Genomic DNA, 18,821 nt, shown 5'->3' on the forward strand with positions numbered 1-18,821 from the left:
GGCGTGCTCCCGCGAAAAGCGCGTCCAGTCCCAAGCTAACCAAAAAAGGGAGGATACAGTTTATGATTAAGATCGCCTTGCTATTTCCAGGTCAAGGAAGCCAGTACAATATGATGGGAAAAGCTCTTATTGAAAGCTCTCCCGAGGTTAGGGACATTTTTCAGCGCACCAACGAGATTCTCGGCTACGATTTGCTCGCGATCATCAACGAGGGCAACCTGGAGCAACTGACGCGCACCGAACATGCGCAGCCTGCGATTTTTGCCTACAGCTATGCCATTTTCCAATCGATCTGGAAGGAGAAGAAATTTTTCCCTTCCTTTATGGCTGGACATAGCCTGGGCGAATTTACGGCTTTGACATGCGCCGAAGTGTTCCGCTATGAGGATGCGCTGCGGCTCGTAATGGAGAGGGCGACAATCATGCAGCAAGCTACCGCAGACGGATTTGGCGGCATGGCTGCCATCAACGGCTTGCACCCGCTGCTCGTCGAAGAGGAATGTGAGCGCGTATCGAACGGCGAGGACAAAATTGTCGTAGCCAATTACAATTCCTCCAACCAGGTAGTGATTTCCGGCGCAAAATCGTTGGTGAAGGTCGCCATGGAAAACTTGGCGAAAATCGGTGCGATTACGATTCCCCTGCAAGTCTCGGCGCCTTTCCACACCCCGTATCTGGAACTGAGCAATCAAATGTTCCAGCGGGCCATCGCGCAGACACCAATGTCCATGCTCAAATGGCCGGTGATCTCCAATGTGGACGCGAAGCCGTACTACCAACCGACAGAAATTCAGGAGCGGCTCAACGTGCAAATGATCAGCGCAGTCAGATGGAAAGAAACGATCGAATACATGCTGCGCCAAGGCGTAAACACTTTTATCGAGCTTGGGCCAAAATCCGCTTTGACCAATTTGCTCAAACGCGACTATTCGCACGTGCGCGCCTATTCCTATGAAGACAACTATCAGGAAATCATGGCGGTCATTGACGAGCAGACAGCGGAAAAGCGTCCATCTGTCGTTTCCCGTTCCTTGGCCATCGCCGTGTGCACAAGAAACCAGAACTGGAATGAAGAGGAGTACCAAAAAGGGGTCATTGAGCCGTACAGAAAGATACAAGCTTTGGGCAACAAGCTGGAGGAAGAGGGACGCGAAGAGTCGATCGAAGAAATCAAGCAGGCGATCGAGATGCTCCGTTCCGTGTTTGTGACGAAAAAAGTGTCGCTGGAAGAGCAGCGCGAGCGGTTCACGCAAATTTTTGACGAGACGAAGAAACGACACCTGTTTGCTGACCTTGCCCCGGTCATGTTTGCCGAAAAGGAAGCTGTCAATGAAAAGTAAGCCGCTGTTCGAGGATATCCAGATCGACCTGGAGGAGGAGAGCGCAGGTACCTGGGAGGACTTGGGGAGGGCGGCAGAGGCTCCGAAGAAAGACGTAGCGATCATCGGAATCGCGGGGAAGCTGGCGGATGCGCACAATGTCGGAGAGTTTTGGCGCAATCTCGCGCTCGGCAAAGATTCGATCCGCCGCATTCCTTTGTCGCGCAAGCACGACTACGAGGAGCTGCTGTCTGCTTTTTTGCAGAAAGAGGTGCGCAAAGAGCAGAGCGAATACGCGGAAAGCGGGTATTTGGAGCAGGTTGATCGGTTTGATTGCGAATACTTTTCTATCTCGCGCAAAGAAGCCAAGCTGATGGACCCGAATCAGCGGCTTGTTTTGCAAAGCTGTGTGGCTGCGATGGAAGATGCGGGGTACGGAAAAGCGCGGTTGCGCGGAACGCAGACAGGCGTTTTTTTAGGGTACAGCAGTGACTTTGGCGGGGAGTACAAACATTTTCTCGCCGGGGAAAACGCTGAGCTGGCGGACTTGGCGATGACGGGGAACATCAAGTCGATCATGGCGGCAAGGCTGGCCTATTTGCTCGATTTGCACGGACCGAGCATGCTGGTCGATACCGCCTGCTCATCCTCGCTGGTTGCCGTGCATCTCGCTTGCCAGTCGATTCGCCGCGGTGAATGCGAGCAGGCTTTTGCCGGAGGGGTGAAAATCCAGTTTCAACCGTTTGAAAAGACCCAGACCGGAATCGGCATCGTATCCCCAACCTTTCGGGCGCGGACTTTTGACAGCGAGGCGGACGGCACCAGTCTGGGCGAAGGCGTCGGAATCATCCTGCTGAAAGATGCGGCAAAGGCGATTCGGGACGGCGACCACATTTACGCCTTGATCAAGGGCAGCGCCATCAATCAGGACGGGCAATCACTCGGGATCACCGCGCCGAACTCCAGGGCGCAGGAAGACCTGATCGTCCGGGCGTGGCAAGATGCAGGCATTCATCCGGAAACGATCTCGCTGATCGAAGCTCACGGCACGGCAACCCGCCTGGGTGATCCGGTAGAGATCGAAGGAATCAAGCGAGCTTTTGACCGATACACCACGAAAAAACAGTTTTGCGCAATCGGCTCGGTCAAAACCAACATCGGACATCTGGATCACGCTGCGGGAATATCCGGCCTGCTCAAATGCATTCTCGCGCTGAAGCACGAAATCATGCCGCCGACGCTGCATTTTCATAGCCCCAACAAGGAAATCGATTTTGTCGACGCGCCAGTCTTTGTGAACGACACAGCCCGTCCGTGGGAACAAGCAGAGCACCCGAAAAGATGCGGCATTAACTCTTTCGGGTTGAGCGGAACGAACTGCCACCTCATCCTGGAGCAATATCAGCAGGCTGAGATGACTTCGCTCGAAAATCGTGGCGAAGGAGAGTGGCACCTGCTTGCGCTGTCAGCCAAAACTCCCGCTGTGCTCGACCAGCTGGTCAGCGCCTACTATCAGGCAGTCAACCAGAGCGGACAGCTCGATCTGGCGAGCTTGTGCTACACAGCGAATGTCGGACGCGATCATTTGGCGCACAGACTGGCAATCGTGTTTAACGACAGGACGGATTTGCTGCAAAAGCTCCAGGCTGTTCGCAAAGCGGGAGTCGAGAAGCTTGCCGTGAAGCATGTGTTTTATAGCGGAACTCCCCGCAAGGACGCAAGCCATGCCAGCCAGGGCGGGAAGGATAACGCACGCTTGCATGAGCTGATTCGTTTGGCGTTGCAGTATGCGGCTGGCGAGACAGTTGCCTGGAAGGAGCTGTACGCGGATCAACGCCATTTAGCGATTAGCTTGCCGACGTACCCTTTTCAGGACATTCGCTGCTGGATCGAGCCGAAAGACTTGGAGAAAAAGTTCGCCCCGCTCGTCGATAAACGGCTTGTTGGCAGCAACGGCATCGATATTTATGAGACGAGGTTTGCGGTCGAGACGCATTGGGTGCTGGCGGAGCACAAAATCGCGGGGCATTGCGTGCTCCCAGGCACGGCCTATCTGGAAATGATGAGCGAGATTGTGCGCAAAAACATGCCTCAGCAAGCCGCGCTCGTGCTGGAAAACGTCATGTTTTTGCAGCCGCTTGAGGTCAAGGAACAAGAACCGAAGAGCGTCCACATAATCTTGCAAAAGCAAAAGTCGTCGCTTGATGTCATGGTGACATCGCCTTCTGGACATTCGGACGATTGGATCGTTCACTGCCGCGCAAAAGTGCTGCTTCAACCTGAGCTGCCCAAGCAAAAGCAACTGTCTCTTTCGGAGCTGCTCAGTGAAGCAAACAGGCAATCGGTAAGCGGCTACAAGCCAGACGCTGATGCCCCTGTGCAAACAGGCCCGCATTGGGAGTGCATGAAGGAAATTTATTTGGAGCAGGACAAAATCGTCGCCTTTTTTGAGCTGCCTGCGCCCTTTACATCTGAACTGCACGCGCATGTTCTGCATCCTTCTTTGCTGGATTGCGCAGTGAACATTCCGATCAGCCAAATTCGCGACGGGCTGTTTTTGCCGTTTGCCTATAAAAAAATCGTTTTTGCCGGACCTATGCCTGGCCGATTTTACAGCGTGCTGCAAAGGACAGACAAAGAGACGGCAGACAGGCAGGAAGCGATCTCCTTTGACATCTTGCTCGTTACGGAAAAAGGGGAAGTTTTTGCCGAGATTCACGATTACACGCTAAAAAGGGTGCCGATGGAAGCCGCACCGTCTGCCGTCTTTTCTCCCAAAGGGCTGTTCCATCAAATCGTCTGGGAAGCCATGCCTTTGCTGGCAGAAAACAGACAGCCGGACACAGCGCAGCCGCTTACGCTTGTTTTCGGCGGCCATGAGCCTGTCACGCAGCAACTGATTGCGGAGCTGAAAAAGAACGGGACTCCTGCGATTGTCGCCACGCTAGGCAAGCAGTTTGCCAAGCTCGCCCATGATCAATACGAGCTAAGTGTCGATCAGCAAGCTTTTGATGCGCTATGGGAGGACATCGGGAACAAGGGCGTGCAGCGCATCGTGCACGGTTTTTCCCTGTCTGATGCTGCCGAAGAAAGGGCAAGCGACGAAGGCTTGTTCAGTCTGTTCCACCTGGCAAAAAGCTTGGTTGCGCAAAACGTGCGACAGCCGATTGATCTGGTCCTGCTAGGCGAACTGGCGCTTCCGGTTACACAGACGGAGCCTGCCGTCCAGCTCCAGCCGATGCACAACGCTTTGTATCACCTTGGCAAAGTGGTCAGCAGCGAATGGTCGCATCTGCGCTGCCGTTGCATCGATCTGGATGCCGCTACCGCGATCCCGGACATCCTCGCTGAACTGGAACATCAGCCAGACAGCTACATCGCAGCCTACCGGAACGGACAAAGATACGGGCAAAAAATGGTGGAACTTGATCGCCAGCTGCCCACAGGCCAAACACTTAACTTGACTGAATCGGGTTGCTATGTGATTACTGGCGGAACAGGCGGCCTGGGCTTGACCATGGCTAGACATTTGGCAGAAAAGCAGCCGGTTCATCTGGTGCTGATCAGCAGGTCAGGCTTTCCCGCTGAAGACGAATGGACAGACATTTTGCAAAAAGGCGAGCAGCAAGAGGTCATGCGAAGGATCGAGATGCTGCAACAGATCACAGCGTCAGGCAGTACATACACCATCTACAAGGCAGATGTCGCCAGCAAGGAGCAGCTTGCGCGCGCGCTTGAGGAAGTGCGGGCAGCACATGGCAGCATCAATGGCGTCATTCACGCGGCTGGAGTCGCCGGGGATCAATTTTTGTTCAACAGGGAAGAGGAACGTTTTCGCGAGGTGCTGCAAGCCAAGACGGCGGGGAGCCTGAATGTGGCGCAGCTGATTACCGAGCCGCTGGAATTTTTCGTCTGCTTTTCATCTGTCGCCACATTGGAAGGGACGCCGGGACAAGGTGATTATGTGGCGGCGAACGCGTTTTTGGACAGCTTCGTCTACAGCCTGCCCGCCCAGCAAAACGGCATGACGCTCAACTGGGCACCGTGGGCTGAGATCGGCATGGCCTACGATTATGGAACGTTTCAAAAAGAACTGATCTTTCACTTGCTGACGCCACAGGTCGCTGTCGCTGCTTTTGATGCTGCGCTTGCCCTTGGCGAAAAACAGGTCGTCATCGGCAAAATCAACAAGGAAGTCGCGAGAAAGCACTTCCGCAGCAACTTCTTTTACGCAGGAAACAGGCTGTTGATCGATTATGTGGACGGGGCGGCGGCAGCACCTGGAGAAAGCCAGCCAGTCCAGCCAGCTACTGGCGTGTTTCACGGCGATCCGCAGCACGCATCCTTGCAAGAAATCAAAGCGTTGATCCGCCAGCTATGGAGCACACTGCTCGAATCCGATTCGATTCAACTGGACGACAATTTTACGTCTCTTGGCGGCAATTCGATCTTTGCGGTTTATTTGCTCCAGGAACTGGAAAAGTATTTTCCGGACCAACTGGGCATCTCGGATATTTTTACGTATCCCACGATTAACAAGATGGCCGAATATGTGCATTCCCGGATGAAAAAAGAGCAACCGTCTTCCTCTGGCAGCGTGAGTCAGGAGGAGGAAGACCAAAATCTCGATCAAATCTTGCAGCGCTTGGCCAATGGTGAACTCGATGTGGAAGAGATTGATCGATTGCTGGGAGAAGAAGAATGAAAGAAACGCGAAAGTACATTTATCAGCAGATCAAGGATCAACAGTTAAGCATTGAAAAGTCCAAGGTCATTTTAAAAGAGATCAAGCAGGCGGGAGCGAAGAAACATAAGGACATCGCGATCATCGGGATGTCCGGCCGCTTTCCTGGCGCTCGCAACCTCGATGAATACTGGAAAAATTTGCTGGCAGAGGTCGATTGCATCACGGATTTTCCGGAGAGCCGACAGGCAGGCGTTGCAGGGTTTGTGAGCAGGCTGCAACAGGAAGCTCCTATGGAGGTCGCCTATGAAAAAGGCGGCTACCTGGATCAAATTGATGATTTTGACGCGGAGTATTTCAAAATATCGAACAAGGAAGCCGTCATGATGGACCCGATGCAGCGCCTGCTTTTGACCACTGTGATGGAAACGGTGGAGGATGCCGGGTATGGCGGAAACCGGATCGTCTCGTCCAAAACGGGCGTTTTTATCGGCAGGGACCACACCGTCGGGAACATGTACACACACCTGCTGGATCAAACAGACGAGCTGGCATTGACTGGCTCGTATACGGGCATTTTGGCGAGCAGAGTTTCCTATTTTCTCGACTTGAAAGGACCTAGCGTCGTCGTGGATTCTGCCTGCTCGTCGGGATTGCTCGCGATTCACAACGCTTGCCAGGCGATCAGGAACAACGAGTGCGACATGGCGATCGCTGGCGGGGTGTGCCTGATTTTTTTCCCGGTGAAAAATCCGGCGTTTGGATTGGTCGAATCGAAGCTGCATCTGGTCAAACCTTTTGACAAGCACGCGGATGGAACGCTGTGGGGCGAAGGGATCGGAGCGTTGCTGCTGAAGCCTTTGGATAAAGCGATTCAGGATCGGGATCACATTCATGCCGTCATCAAAGGTAGCGCGGCCAATAACGACGGGAAATCGAACGGGATCACGGCACCGAATGCAATCGCCCAGGAAGAGGTGTTCACCAGAGCCTGGACGAACGCCGAAATTCCACCCGAGACGATCGGTTTTATTGAAGCGCACGGGACAGGAACGGTACTCGGCGACCCGATTGAAGTCCAGTCGCTCGGCAATGCCTTTAAAAAATATACGTCGCGAAAACAGTTTTGCGGGATCGGCTCCGTCAAGTCCAATATCGGCCATTTAGCCGCAGCGTCTGGAACCGCCTCCGTCTTCAAGGTCATTTTGTCGCTCAAGCATAAAAAGCTGGTCAGCACGCTCCATTTTGACGATCCGAACCCGTTCATCGACTTTACGGGTTCGCCGCTCTACATGGTGGACAGGGTGGAAGAATGGCCACGCGATCAGGACGATACCCCGCGGCGGGCGGGCGTCAGTTCGTTTGGCTTTAGCGGCACCAATTGCCACCTCGTACTGGAGGAAGCGCCAGAAGAACAACCGGGCGCAGCCAGCGCTCGTCCTTGCCATGTTTTCACGGCTTCGGCCAGGGACAAAGAGACGCTGCTTGAACTGCTTTCGCGTTACCGCCATTTTTTGAGCGAGCAGAAAAGTTTGTCTTTGGAAGACCTTTGCTTGACTGCGACAACGGGACGCGGGCATTATTCGTGCCGCCTTGCCCTCCTCGTGCGCAGCTTGCCCGAGCTGCAAGAAAAGCTGAACCAGGTGATGACGGAGCAGCTGCCATCCGGCCAGGAGCATGCCGGAATCTTTTGCAACGAATTTAAGGTCGTTCCCGAGAGCAAGCTGGATAAAGCGGTCGGAGAGATTACCGAATCCGCCTTGCAGCTGCTGCTGGAAAAAGCGCAACAACAGCTCGCCCGCACCTCCACTGATGATGAGCACGGGATGGCGGAGGTTTGCAAGCTGTATGTTCAGGGAGCCGACATCGACTGGCGGCACTTCTACGGAACAGGGGAGCATCGCCGTCTGGCCTTGCCAGTCTATCCTTTTAAAAAGACTTCGTTCTGGCCGCAACCGGATGGCGGGCTGACTCCGCAGCATCAGGAAGTCATCCCGGGACGGAAAGTGTTTGAATCGTATCGGCAGAGCGTCTATGAAATCCCTTTGCGAGTGGAGAAGCAGTGGATGTTGCAGGAGCATCTCATGATGGGCTTTCCGATCGTCCCGGCGACTGCTCTGATCGAATGGGCGAGAAAAGCTGGAGGCAATCATTATGGAGACGCCTCATTCGAGTTGCGGGATTTTCGCTTTATCAGTCCGTTGGTCGTCCCTGAGGGGGAAGAACGGATCGTCCATACGATCATGGAAAGTCAGGAAGACTTACTGCAACTGCGGATTGTCAATCGCAAGGCAGCGGATGACGGTGGAGCGGGGCAGGACTGGCAGTTGAATGTCGAAGGCAAAATCGTTCCTGGCGCGACTGCTGAACCAGCATGGATGGATATTCAGCGCATCAAGCAGGACAGCGCCTGGGAGCAGGTGGATGCGGATTTTGCCACGGTGCGAGGGCGTACGAGATTCGGGCCGCGTTGGAACAACATTCGAGCTTTGGGCAAATGCGAAGACCGTGTGCTGGTCCACGTGCAGTTGGCGGAAGCCTACGCGGACGACTTCGCCTTGTACGGCTTTCATCCGGCCTTGCTCGACACAGGGCTGAATGCCGTGACTATGTTTGTTTTGTCTGACCTCTATCTGCCCTTTTCCTTTAAACGGATGAGCATCTACAACCAGATGCCTGCTTCCTTTTACAGCTACCTGCAAAAAAGAGAGACGCGCGGCGACAGCCGGGAGACGGTGTCCTACGACATCAGCCTGATCGACGAGCAAGGAAACGTGTTTGCCGAAGTCGAGAACTACACACTGAAACGCATCTCTGCCGCTATGGTGGCGCACGATTTGTTTTACCAGATTCGCTGGGTGAAAGCGCCGCTGGAACAGCGCGGAGAGGTCGCGGCGGGCAGCGTGCTGTTGTTTGGCAACAGCGACAGCGAAGGCGGGAGCGGACGTGGAAGTGGAAGTGGAAGTGGAACAACGCGGGAACTGATTCGCCAATGGGAAGCGCGCGGCATCGAGCTGATTCAGGTCGCTTACGGGGATGGCTACCGCAAAGAACAGGAAACGAAGTACGTGGTAGGAGATGCGGAAGCGGATTACCAGCAGCTTTTTGCCGACTTGCAGGAGCGGGGCATCAACCGGATCGTCCACGCTTATGCGCTGGATGAGCAAAAGGGCGTGGACAGCCTCTCCCGCCTGCAAACGACGCAAGCTCGCACGATCCAAAGCCTGTTTTCTATCGTGAAATCGCTCGTGCAAGCCAAGTACAGGCAAGAGATAGAACTGGTTATACTCGGCCGGAATGGCTGGGAAGTGACAGGCACCGAAACAGAGCTGGAGCCGTGCCATACAGCGTTGTTCCAGTTGGGGAAAGTAGTCAATGCGGAGTATCCCCATCTGAAATGCCGCAGCATGGATCTCGACGACGAGACGGACTGCGGCAGTCTTTTGGCGGAAATGTACGGGAAAACTGGCACGTATCAAGTTGCCTATCGCGGCAATCAGCGGTATGTCGAGGAATTTGCTCTCTGCCAGGTCGAAGAGTCTGTCCAGCCGTTGGAGCTGCAAGAGGACGGGCTGTATCTGATCACTGGCGGCACGGGCGGGATCGGGCTGGAAATCGCCAAGCATTTGGCTTCCCGCAAAAACATTCGCCTTGGTCTGCTCAGCCGCAGCGGTCTGCCACCGCGTGCAGACTGGGAGACAATCAAACAGAAGTCGAGCGAAGCGGACAGCAAAACGCTCCGCATCATCGCAGGCGTGGAAGAAATCGAGCGGTCGGGCAGCAGCGTCACGGTTTGCGCGTGCGATATCGCTGACGAACAGCAGGTAGCAGACACTTTGAAGCAGCTTTGCGAGGCATACGGAGCGGTCAAAGGAGTTATCCACGCGGCAGGCGTGGCGGGCAGCGGTTTCCTGTTTACGAAAACATGGGCCGAGTTTGCGAGGGTGACCCAGCCGAAAATCGAAGGCAGCTACTTGCTGTACCGCTTGCTGGAAGAACGTCCCGACTTTTTCGTGCTGTTTTCCTCAACTGCGACGATAGAGGGCAGTCCGGGGCAGAGCGATTACGTAGCGGCGAACGGCTACCTCGACGGCTTTGCTTCCTACCTGCGCCAGCAAGGCATGCGCGCCACGACGATCAACTGGTCGGCGTGGGCAGAAACCGGGATGGCGGCGGACTTTGGCGTGACCACCAGCAACGCTCTGTTCAAACCGTTGCAAACGAATGAAGCGACCGCTGCTTTGGACCAGGCGCTGGCTATGGATCGCAAGCAAGTGGTGATTGCCTCTCTCAATCAAGAATGGCTGCAAACCAGCGGAGAAGACCTGTTTTTGAAAGTAGAGAGCGGGCTGATCGGCAAGAACACGAGCAAGCGTCGCTCCAAAGCTCCGTCTGCTCCTGCCAGCGCGCAGCGTGCTTTTACGCTCACGGGCCGCAAAGATGAAACTTATGACGACGTCGAGCAGACGATTTCCCGCATCTGGGCGGAAACGATGCACTTGTCGACTGTCAACATCTACGACAGCTTTCTCGCACTGGGGGGCGATTCACTGATCGCGACCCAACTGCTGAAAAAGCTGGAAACCGAGTTCCCGGGCGCACTCGACTTGCCTGATCTGTTTACGTATTCGTCTGTGGCGGAACTGGCTGACTACATCAGGCAGGGCCAAAGCAGCGAGCCAAAAAGGCAAGAAGAAGCGAAACAGCAGGACTCCTTCGATTCGTTTGACCAACAGCTACAATCCATTTTGGACAACCTTTCTTCCGGGGAGCAATCTGTAGAAGAGATGGTGGACCTTTTGTCGCAGCGGAGGAATCGAACAGATGAATAACATCGACCAAATCAATGCGCTGATCTTGGAAAGTGTAAAAGAAAATCGCCTGGACAAAGAGCTTGCCCGCAAGCTGCTGCACCAAGTCAATGCAGCTTCGCCCAAGCCCGAAAAGGACGCTGTTGCGGATATCGCCATCATCGGCATTTCTTGCCGGCTTCCTTTTGCCGACAACCTGGAGCAATATTGGACGAATCTGCTTAACGGGACGAATGGCATCACCGATTTTCCGCCCAAGCGGCGCATGGATACCGATCCTTTGCTGCGCAAGCTTTGGGGAGAACCGCACTATGCCAAAGGCAGCTATCTGGAAGAGATAGACCGCTTCGACGCCGAATATTTCCGCATCTCGCCCAGGGAAGCCGAGTTTATGGACCCGCACCAGCGCTTGCTTTTGGAAGTCACGGCAGAAGCGATTGAAGATGCGGGATACATGGGCGAAAAAATCGACGGCACCGATACGGGCGTCTTCATCGGAAGAGATCACCATTCTTCCGGCCTGTACCAGCAATTTATCGATTCGTCGAACGAATTGGCGATGACTGGCAATCTGCCCAGCTTCCTCTCGGGCAGGATTGCCTTTTTCTTTAACCTTTTCGGGCCGAATATGGTGATCGACACGGCGTGCTCCTCCGGGTTGGTGGCGGTGCATCACGCTTGCGAGTCGCTCAGGAAACGAGAATGCCGATTGGCTATCGCTGGAGGCATCAGCTTGAATCTCGTGCCGATGGCTAATTCGTCGTTTAAAATCGTGGAAAACAGCGACGGCATCGTCAGGCCATTCGACAGCCACGCCAAAGGCACCACCTGGGGCGAAGGGCTGTCGGTCATCCTGCTGAAGCCGTTGCACGATGCCTTGCAAGACAAGGACCGGATTTACGCCGTGATCAAAGCCAGTGGCGTAAACAGCGACGGAGCTTCCAATTACATCACCGCTCCCAATCCGCAAGCCCAGGAGCAGCTCTTGACGGACGTGTGGACAAAAGCGGGCATTCACCCGGAAACGATTTCCTACATCGAAACGCACGGCACCGGAACCGTCATCGGCGATCCAATCGAAGTAAAGGCCATGAAGCAAGCTTTTCAACCCTACACGCGCAAAAAACAGTTTTGCGGGATCGGTTCCGTCAAATCGAACATCGGTCATCTCGTAGGAGCTTCGGGGATGGCTTCGCTGTTAAAAGTTGTGTTGTCCTTGAAGCATAAACAACTCGTTCCCACGATCAATTTTGCGGAGCCAAATCCGTATATTCCTTTCTCCGATTCGCCCTTTTACTTGGTTGATCGGCCTCTAGCCTGGGAAACTGGAGGTGTGCCGCGCCGGGCTGGCATCAGTTCTTTCGGCTTTAGCGGCATGAACTGCCATGTGCTGCTGGAGGAATGGAATCAACAGCAGACGGAGAAGAACGAGCAGGAAACGCTTCGGCTGTTTACGCTATCGGCCAAAAGCCGTGCGAATTTGTCGGACTTGCTGCGACGCTACTGCCAATTTTTGCAGGCCAATCAGCAGGTGAACTTCTCTGCTCTCGTCTATACGGCGCAGGTTGGAAGGGAGCATTTTTCCCACCGCTTGGCGATTATCGCCCGGAACACAAGCGAGCTGTTGCAAAAAATCGCGGCGATCATGCCGCTGGATTTGGACAATTTGCCTGAGACGCTTGGGTATTACGGGCAATCCGCCAGCGCCTGGAAAGCGAAAAACCATCTGCTGCATCCAGATACAGTGGACAAAGCAAATCGGCCGCTTCATGAAAAGGCCAATCAACTGCTTTACGCCTGGGCAGAACAAGGCTCGCTGGCCAGCGTCGACTCTCTTCGCGAATTGGCGACATCGTATGTGCAGGGAGCACGCATCCAATGGACAAAGTTGTACGAGGGACAGGCTGTGCAAACGATAGAGCTGCCTGTCTATCCATTCAGCAGAGTGAGGCATTGGCCGACGCCGACGGATGAGAGAACGGCAGACGCGGCAGCAAAAGGGCAACTGCCGGGAGAGTGTGTCCTGTCTACATCCGGGTTGCGCGTATACGCAGCAAAGGCAGCGATGAGCGAGCTGTGGATGCTGCAGGAACACCGCATCCTCGGCAACGGGGTTTTGCCGGGAGCGGCCTATCTGGAGATGGCCGGGGCAGCCAGCAAAGCCTTTTTCGCGCAACAAGGCGTGGTCATCAAAAATGTATCTTTGTCCCACATGCTTTCTTGCTCGCCGGATGAAACGAGAATCGTCCATACGATCGTCCAGGCGGAGCACGGACACGTCCGCTTTACGATTGCCAGCCGAGACGAAAGCGATCCGGAAGCAAGCTGGATCACCCATGCAACAGGAGAAGTACATCCGCTTGCGCCGCGCACAGGCAAGACGCTGCCGATTGCGTCCATCATCCGCGAAATGGAGCAACAGGACGCTGGCAAGTTTGCGCCGCTCTACTCGGGATTGATTCAATACGGTCCGAGATGGAGAGGCATCGAGCAGTTTTATGAAAACGACCGCGCTGCCTTGCTGCATATCCGACTGGCCGATGAGCGGGAACAGGGCACGTACTCGCTGCATCCGGCGTCGCTCGATACGGCATTGAGCTTTTGGCATCTGTTGAGACAGAACGAGGCGGAGCATGAATCGTACTACTTCCCGTTTTATTACCAAGCGCTCCATCTGTACAACGACATGCCTGCCTCCTTTTACAGCTACCTGCGGAAAAGAGAAGCGCGCAGTGACAGCCGGGAGACGGTGTCCTACGACATTAGCCTGATCGACGAGCAAGGAAACGTGTTTGCCGAAGTCGAGAACTACACATTGAAGCGCGTTTCTGCGGCTATGGCTGCCCGCGATTTGTTTTACCAGATTCGCTGGGTGAAAGCTCCGCTGGAACAGCCAGGAGCGGTCGCTGCGGGTAGCGTGCTGTTGTTTGGCAACAGCGACAGCGGAAGCGAGAGTGGAAGTGGAAGCGGAACAACGCGGGAACTGATTCAACAATGGGAAGCGCGCGGCGTCGAGCTGATTCAAGTCGCTTACGGTGACAGCTACCGCAAAGAACAGGAAACGAAGTACGTGGTCGGAGATACAGAAGCGGATTACCAGCAGCTTTTTGCCGACTTGCAGGAGCGGGGCATCAACCGGATCGTCCACGCTTATGCGCTGGATGAGCACAAGGATGCACCCAGCCTCTCCCGCCTGCAAACGACACAGGCACGCACGATCCAAAGCTTGTTTTTTACGGTGAAATCGCTGGTGCAGGCCAAGTACAAGCAGGACTTGGAGCTGGTCGTACTGGGTCGGAACGGCTGGGAGGTCACTGGTGCCGAAAAAGCGCTGGAGCCGTGCCATACAGCGTTGTTCCAACTGGGAAAAGTAGTGAATGCGGAGTACCCGCATGTGAAGTGCCGCAGCATTGACCTCGACGACGAGACGGAGTGCGGCAGCCTTTTGGCGGAAATCTATGGCGAAAGCGCTGCGTACCAAGTTGCCTATCGCGGCGATCAGCGGTATGTCGAGGAGTTTGCTCGCTGCCCGGTCGAAGAGTCTGTGCAGCCGTTGGAGTTGCAAGAGGACGGACTGTATCTCATTACTGGCGGCACGGGCGGAATCGGGCTGGAAATCGCCAAGCATCTCGCTTCCCGCAAAAAAATCCGCCTTGGTCTGCTCAGCCGCAGCGGACTTCCGCCGCGTGCAGACTGGGAGGCAATCAAACAGAAGTCGAGCGAAGCGGACAGCAAAACGCGCCGCATCATCGTAGCCGTGGAAGCAATCGAGCGGTCGGGCAGTAGCGTCACGGTTTGCGCGTGCGATATTGCCGACGAGCAACAAGTAGCGACTACTTTCCAGCAGTTGCGCGAGGCGTACGGAGCGGTCAAAGGAGTCATTCACGCGGCAGGCGTGGCGGGCAGCGGATTCCTGTTTACGAAAACATGGGCCGAGTTTGCCAAAGTGACCCAGCCGAAGATCGAAGGCAGCTACTTGCTGTACCGCTTGCTGGAAGAACGCCCTGACTTTTTCGTGCTGTTTTCCTCGATCGCAACGGTGGAGGGCAGTCCGGGGCAGAGCGATTACGCAGCGGCGAACGGCTACCTCGACGGCTTTGCTTCCTGCCTGCGCCAGCAAGGCATTCGCGCCACGACGATCAACTGGACCGCATGGGCAGAAACCGGGATGGCGGCGGACTACGGCGTGACAAACGGCAACGCTTTGTTCAAGCCGCTGAAAACAGCTCAGGCAGTCCAGGCATTTGCCAGCCTGCCAGACGTTCCGCGCGTAGTCGTGGCGGATATCCGCTTCGAGCAGATCGCTGTGTCGCTGGGCAATCGCTTTCCGTTGCAGCTCGCTTCTGAATTGCGTGGAAAAGTCGCGGAGCGAGCAGCAACGACCGCACCAGGAGAAGCTTTTTCCAGCGCTGTGCCGATTGTCGGAAAACAGCAGGACGAGCTTACCGAGACCGAAAAACAATTAGCGCAAGTATGGGCAAAAACGTTTGGGCTGGCAGAGATCGACCTGCAAAAAAGCTTCTACGAAGTCGGCGGAGACTCGATTATGGCGACGCAAATGGCCAATCTGCTGAACACGCACCTGAACAAGCCGATCACGATTGCGGAAGTTTTTGAATTTCCCACGATTCCGGAGCTGGCGGCTTATTTGGACGAAAACCTGCTGCCCGCACAAGAGACGCCCGCAAGCCAGGAAGCGACAACCGAACAACAAGCCGGGCACGATCTTTCCAAGGCGCAATACCGGATTTGGTTTTTGCAAAACTACGATCCGCACACGACAGCCTATCACTTGCCTGTCATCAAACAGTTGAAGCTGGACATTGATCTGGATGTGCTGCAACAAAGCCTGGACATGCTGACCCGGCGCCACGCCTCGCTGCGCACCGTCATCAACATGGTCGATGGCGTCCCGAAGCAATTCGTTTTGCCGGAGTGGCAAAACGTCATTCAGTTCAGCGATTATCAGCAGGAATCGTCAGGCGCAGCCATGTCGGCCCGGCGATTGGAGGAGCACAATGCGACTCCGTTTGATTTTGAGCAGCCGCTGTTCAGGATGGAACTGCATCGTTTGGCTGATGATGAGCACCGTCTTTGCGTCAGCATGCACCACATCATTTCCGATGGCTGGAGCGTTGGGCTGTTTTTCCGGGAATTGATGGAACTGTATGAGAGCATTCGCTCGAACCATCCTGTCCAGCTGCCAGCTGTATCGTTGCAATATGGCGATTGGGTCGAGCAGGAGAAAAAGTGGTTGGCCTCTGCTGAGTTCCGGAACATGGAGCAGTACTGGATGAGCGAGCTGGCGAAACCGCTGCCAGTGCTGAATTTGCCGACCGATTTTGAACGGCCGCACTCTCTCGTCTACGACGGCAGCTACATCAAATTCACGGTTTCCAAAGAGAAAACCGAACAGTTGCGTTTGCTTGCGAGAAATCGCTCGACGACTCTCTACATGACGGTTCTCGCCGTCTATTTTTTGTTCCTGCACAAAATTAGCCAGGAAGAGGACATCATCGTCGGGTTCCCGGTGTCTGGCAGGGAGCGACAAGAATGGGAAAACGTCATTGGGCTGTTCATGAACATGGTGTGCATTCGCGTCGATTTTCGCGGACTTTCCCGCTTTGACGAGGTTTTGGAGACAATCAAGCACAAATGCGTCAAAGCGTATGCCAACGGCCGCTATCCGTTCAACACGCTCGTAGAAAAGCTGAACCCGGAGCGAGATCAGAGCCGCACGCCTGTTTTCTCCACGATTTTTCAGCTGTACGATAACGTCCCGCAAGACAACGACCGGATCAGTCTGTACGATCTGAGCTGCATTTGCAAAATGGAGCAGGAGCAAATGGAAGTCAGGATGGAGTACAAAACGACTCTGTTCGCCGAGGAGACGATCCGCAAATACGTTGACTATTTTTCATTTTTAATTGACCAGGTGATCGACAATCCGACGGCAATGCTCGGCCGCTATGAGCTGTTGGATGCCAAACACAAGGCAGCCTTGCTCGAAAAAAATCCGCAGCCTGTTGCTCTGGATGCTCCCGGACAAGTACACCGCCTGTTTGCAGCGCAAGCGCAGAAAAATCCTGCGCAGACAGCAGTCGTTTTTGAGGGGCGGAGCTTGACCTACCAGCAGCTGGATGAGCGCTCCAACCAATTGGCTGCCTTGCTCACGAGCACAAGCGGTCAGGAATCACAGGAGCCAATCGGCGTTTACATGCCGCGCGGTATCGAGATGATTGTCGCGCTGCTGGGCATTCTCAAGGCTGGACGTCCATATGTCCCATTGGATGTTGATTTTCCGCATGAGCGCATCGCTTATATGATTCAGCACAGCGAGATCAAAACCGTTTTGGCGGAACAAAGCGTCATGGCGAACTTGGAAACAATCGCAGGGACGCATCTGGAGACAGTAGTGGATTTGTCAGAGGATGCTCTCCAGCCAGAAACGGTGGGGCAAATTCGCTACTACGGCAGCGAGCATATCCGTACACAGTCCGCCGCTCCTGTGACAGCGCCGCCAGCTGAATTGATGTACATCATGTATACATCTGGCTCGACCGGAACGCCAAAAGGCGTCATGGTTACCCAGCAAAATGTGATCCATTATCTTTTGTGGAGTCAGCAGCAATTTCAGCTGGGGCCTGCGCGTAACATGATGCTGGTCACTTCGATCAGCTTTGACATTTCTGTCTTTGAAATTTTTGGCTGCCTGACAAGCGGTGCCACCTTGCACGTCCTGTCGCCTGAGCGGCTGCGTGACCCGGCTTTGCTGTTTTCCTATCTGGAGGAGCAGCGGATCGATGTATGGCATTCTGTGCCGACTTTAATCAGCCAATTCATTCTCGGCCTGTCGCAGCAAGATGAACAACTCTTGGCGTGCTTGCGCCAGTTCGCAACCGTCCTCGTTGGCGGCGAAGCCTGGAGCCCGGCATTGGCAAAAGACATTAGCAGCCATTTCCCAAACGCGAAACTGTACAACCTGTACGGACCGACAGAAGCGACCATCTGGGCTACGTGTTGCGAAGTAAACCAGGAGCTGAAAGGCAAATCGGTCGTTCCGCTTGGCCGACCGCTCGGACAAAACCAGGTCTATATTTTGGACAAGGACGGAAACTTGTGCGGTCCCGGCGTGCCCGGCGAGATTTGCATTAGCGGACCAGGGGTCACTCCCGGGTACTTCCGCGACAGCGAGAAGACCGCGCAAGTATATCGCTTCCATCCGTTTACCGATCAGCTCGTCTACCATACCGGAGATTTGGGCAAATACGGGACAGATGGACAGCTTGAATATATTTCCCGCAATGACGGCCTGGTCAAGGTCAGAGGATACCGGATTGAAACCGGAGAAATCGAGCAGCGGATCGCAAGCGTACCGGGTGTCACGGCTGTTTGCGTCGTGGCAGTCAAAGAAAGCGAATCGAACAAATTGATTGGCTACTATACGTCGACCCGTGACATTGCCGTGCAGGAGTTTCAGGATGCGTTGCGCAAAGCGCTGCCTGCTTACATGATTCCAGCCCGATTTGTGCGTCTGGAAGCGATGCCTGTCACGTCCAACCAAAAACTGGATCGAAAAACGCTGCAAGCCATGTCTCTTCCTGCTGACTCGATGGCGCCAGACACAGAGCAAGGCGAGCTGCATGCTCCGAGCAGCGATGTGGAAAAGTTCCTGCTTCAGCTATGGCGCGATCTGCTCCGTCTCGAACAGATCGGGACTCGGCAAAACTTTTTCGATCTCGGTGGAAACTCGCACCTGATCGTCCAGATGCAAGCCAGAATCGAAGAGAAATACCCGCAAAAAATCAAAGTGATCGATCTGTTCGAATGCAAAACGATCAGTGCCATGGCGCAGCACATCGAAAGAAGCTCGTCAGCTCAAGCACAACCGGGTGTGAAAAAAGCAGGGCAGCCAAGCGACATCGACAATATTTTGCAGCTGTTGGACGATTTTAGCGAGGGAGAGGCATCGGTAGAAGATATCCTGAAAAAATTAGGAGAGTAACG

General features: G+C 54.6%; 4 protein-coding genes. All 4 read left to right on the forward strand.

The window, feature by feature from the left end; all coding sequences use genetic code 11:
* The first annotated feature begins 62 nt into the window (after positions 1-62).
* From fabD to EDM60_RS25600, 4 genes are read left to right on the forward strand one after another with little or no spacing between them, the layout of a single operon-like run.
* Positions 63-1,340, forward strand: a complete 1,278-nt coding sequence (gene fabD, locus EDM60_RS25585) for an ACP S-malonyltransferase (RefSeq protein ID WP_122966478.1) — start codon at positions 63-65, stop codon at positions 1,338-1,340.
* Positions 1,330-6,024, forward strand: coding sequence for a type I polyketide synthase (locus EDM60_RS25590; protein WP_122966479.1), 4,695 nt, complete (start codon positions 1,330-1,332; stop codon positions 6,022-6,024). The genes fabD and EDM60_RS25590 overlap by 11 nt, the downstream gene beginning before the upstream one ends.
* Positions 6,021-10,835, forward strand: a complete 4,815-nt coding sequence (locus EDM60_RS25595) for an SDR family NAD(P)-dependent oxidoreductase (RefSeq protein ID WP_122966480.1) — start codon at positions 6,021-6,023, stop codon at positions 10,833-10,835. The genes EDM60_RS25590 and EDM60_RS25595 overlap by 4 nt, the downstream gene beginning before the upstream one ends.
* On the forward strand, positions 10,828-18,819 hold the full coding sequence (locus tag EDM60_RS25600) for a non-ribosomal peptide synthetase (RefSeq protein WP_122966481.1): 7,992 nt from the start codon (positions 10,828-10,830) through the stop codon (positions 18,817-18,819). The genes EDM60_RS25595 and EDM60_RS25600 overlap by 8 nt, the downstream gene beginning before the upstream one ends.
* Positions 18,820-18,821 lie beyond the last annotated feature (2 nt).

It is taken from the genome of Brevibacillus parabrevis (genome assembly GCF_003710905.1).
GTDB classification, from domain to species: domain Bacteria; phylum Bacillota; class Bacilli; order Brevibacillales; family Brevibacillaceae; genus Brevibacillus; species Brevibacillus parabrevis.

What these genes read in the sequence shown, in the direction of transcription:
- fabD (WP_122966478.1), top strand. Translation starts at nt 63, where the DNA reads ATGATTAAGATCGCCTTGCTATTTCCAGGTCAAGGAAGCCAGTACAAT.
- EDM60_RS25590 (WP_122966479.1), top strand. Translation starts at nt 1,330, where the DNA reads ATGAAAAGTAAGCCGCTGTTCGAGGATATCCAGATCGACCTGGAGGAG.
- EDM60_RS25595 (WP_122966480.1), top strand. Translation starts at nt 6,021, where the DNA reads ATGAAAGAAACGCGAAAGTACATTTATCAGCAGATCAAGGATCAACAG.
- EDM60_RS25600 (WP_122966481.1), top strand. Translation starts at nt 10,828, where the DNA reads ATGAATAACATCGACCAAATCAATGCGCTGATCTTGGAAAGTGTAAAA.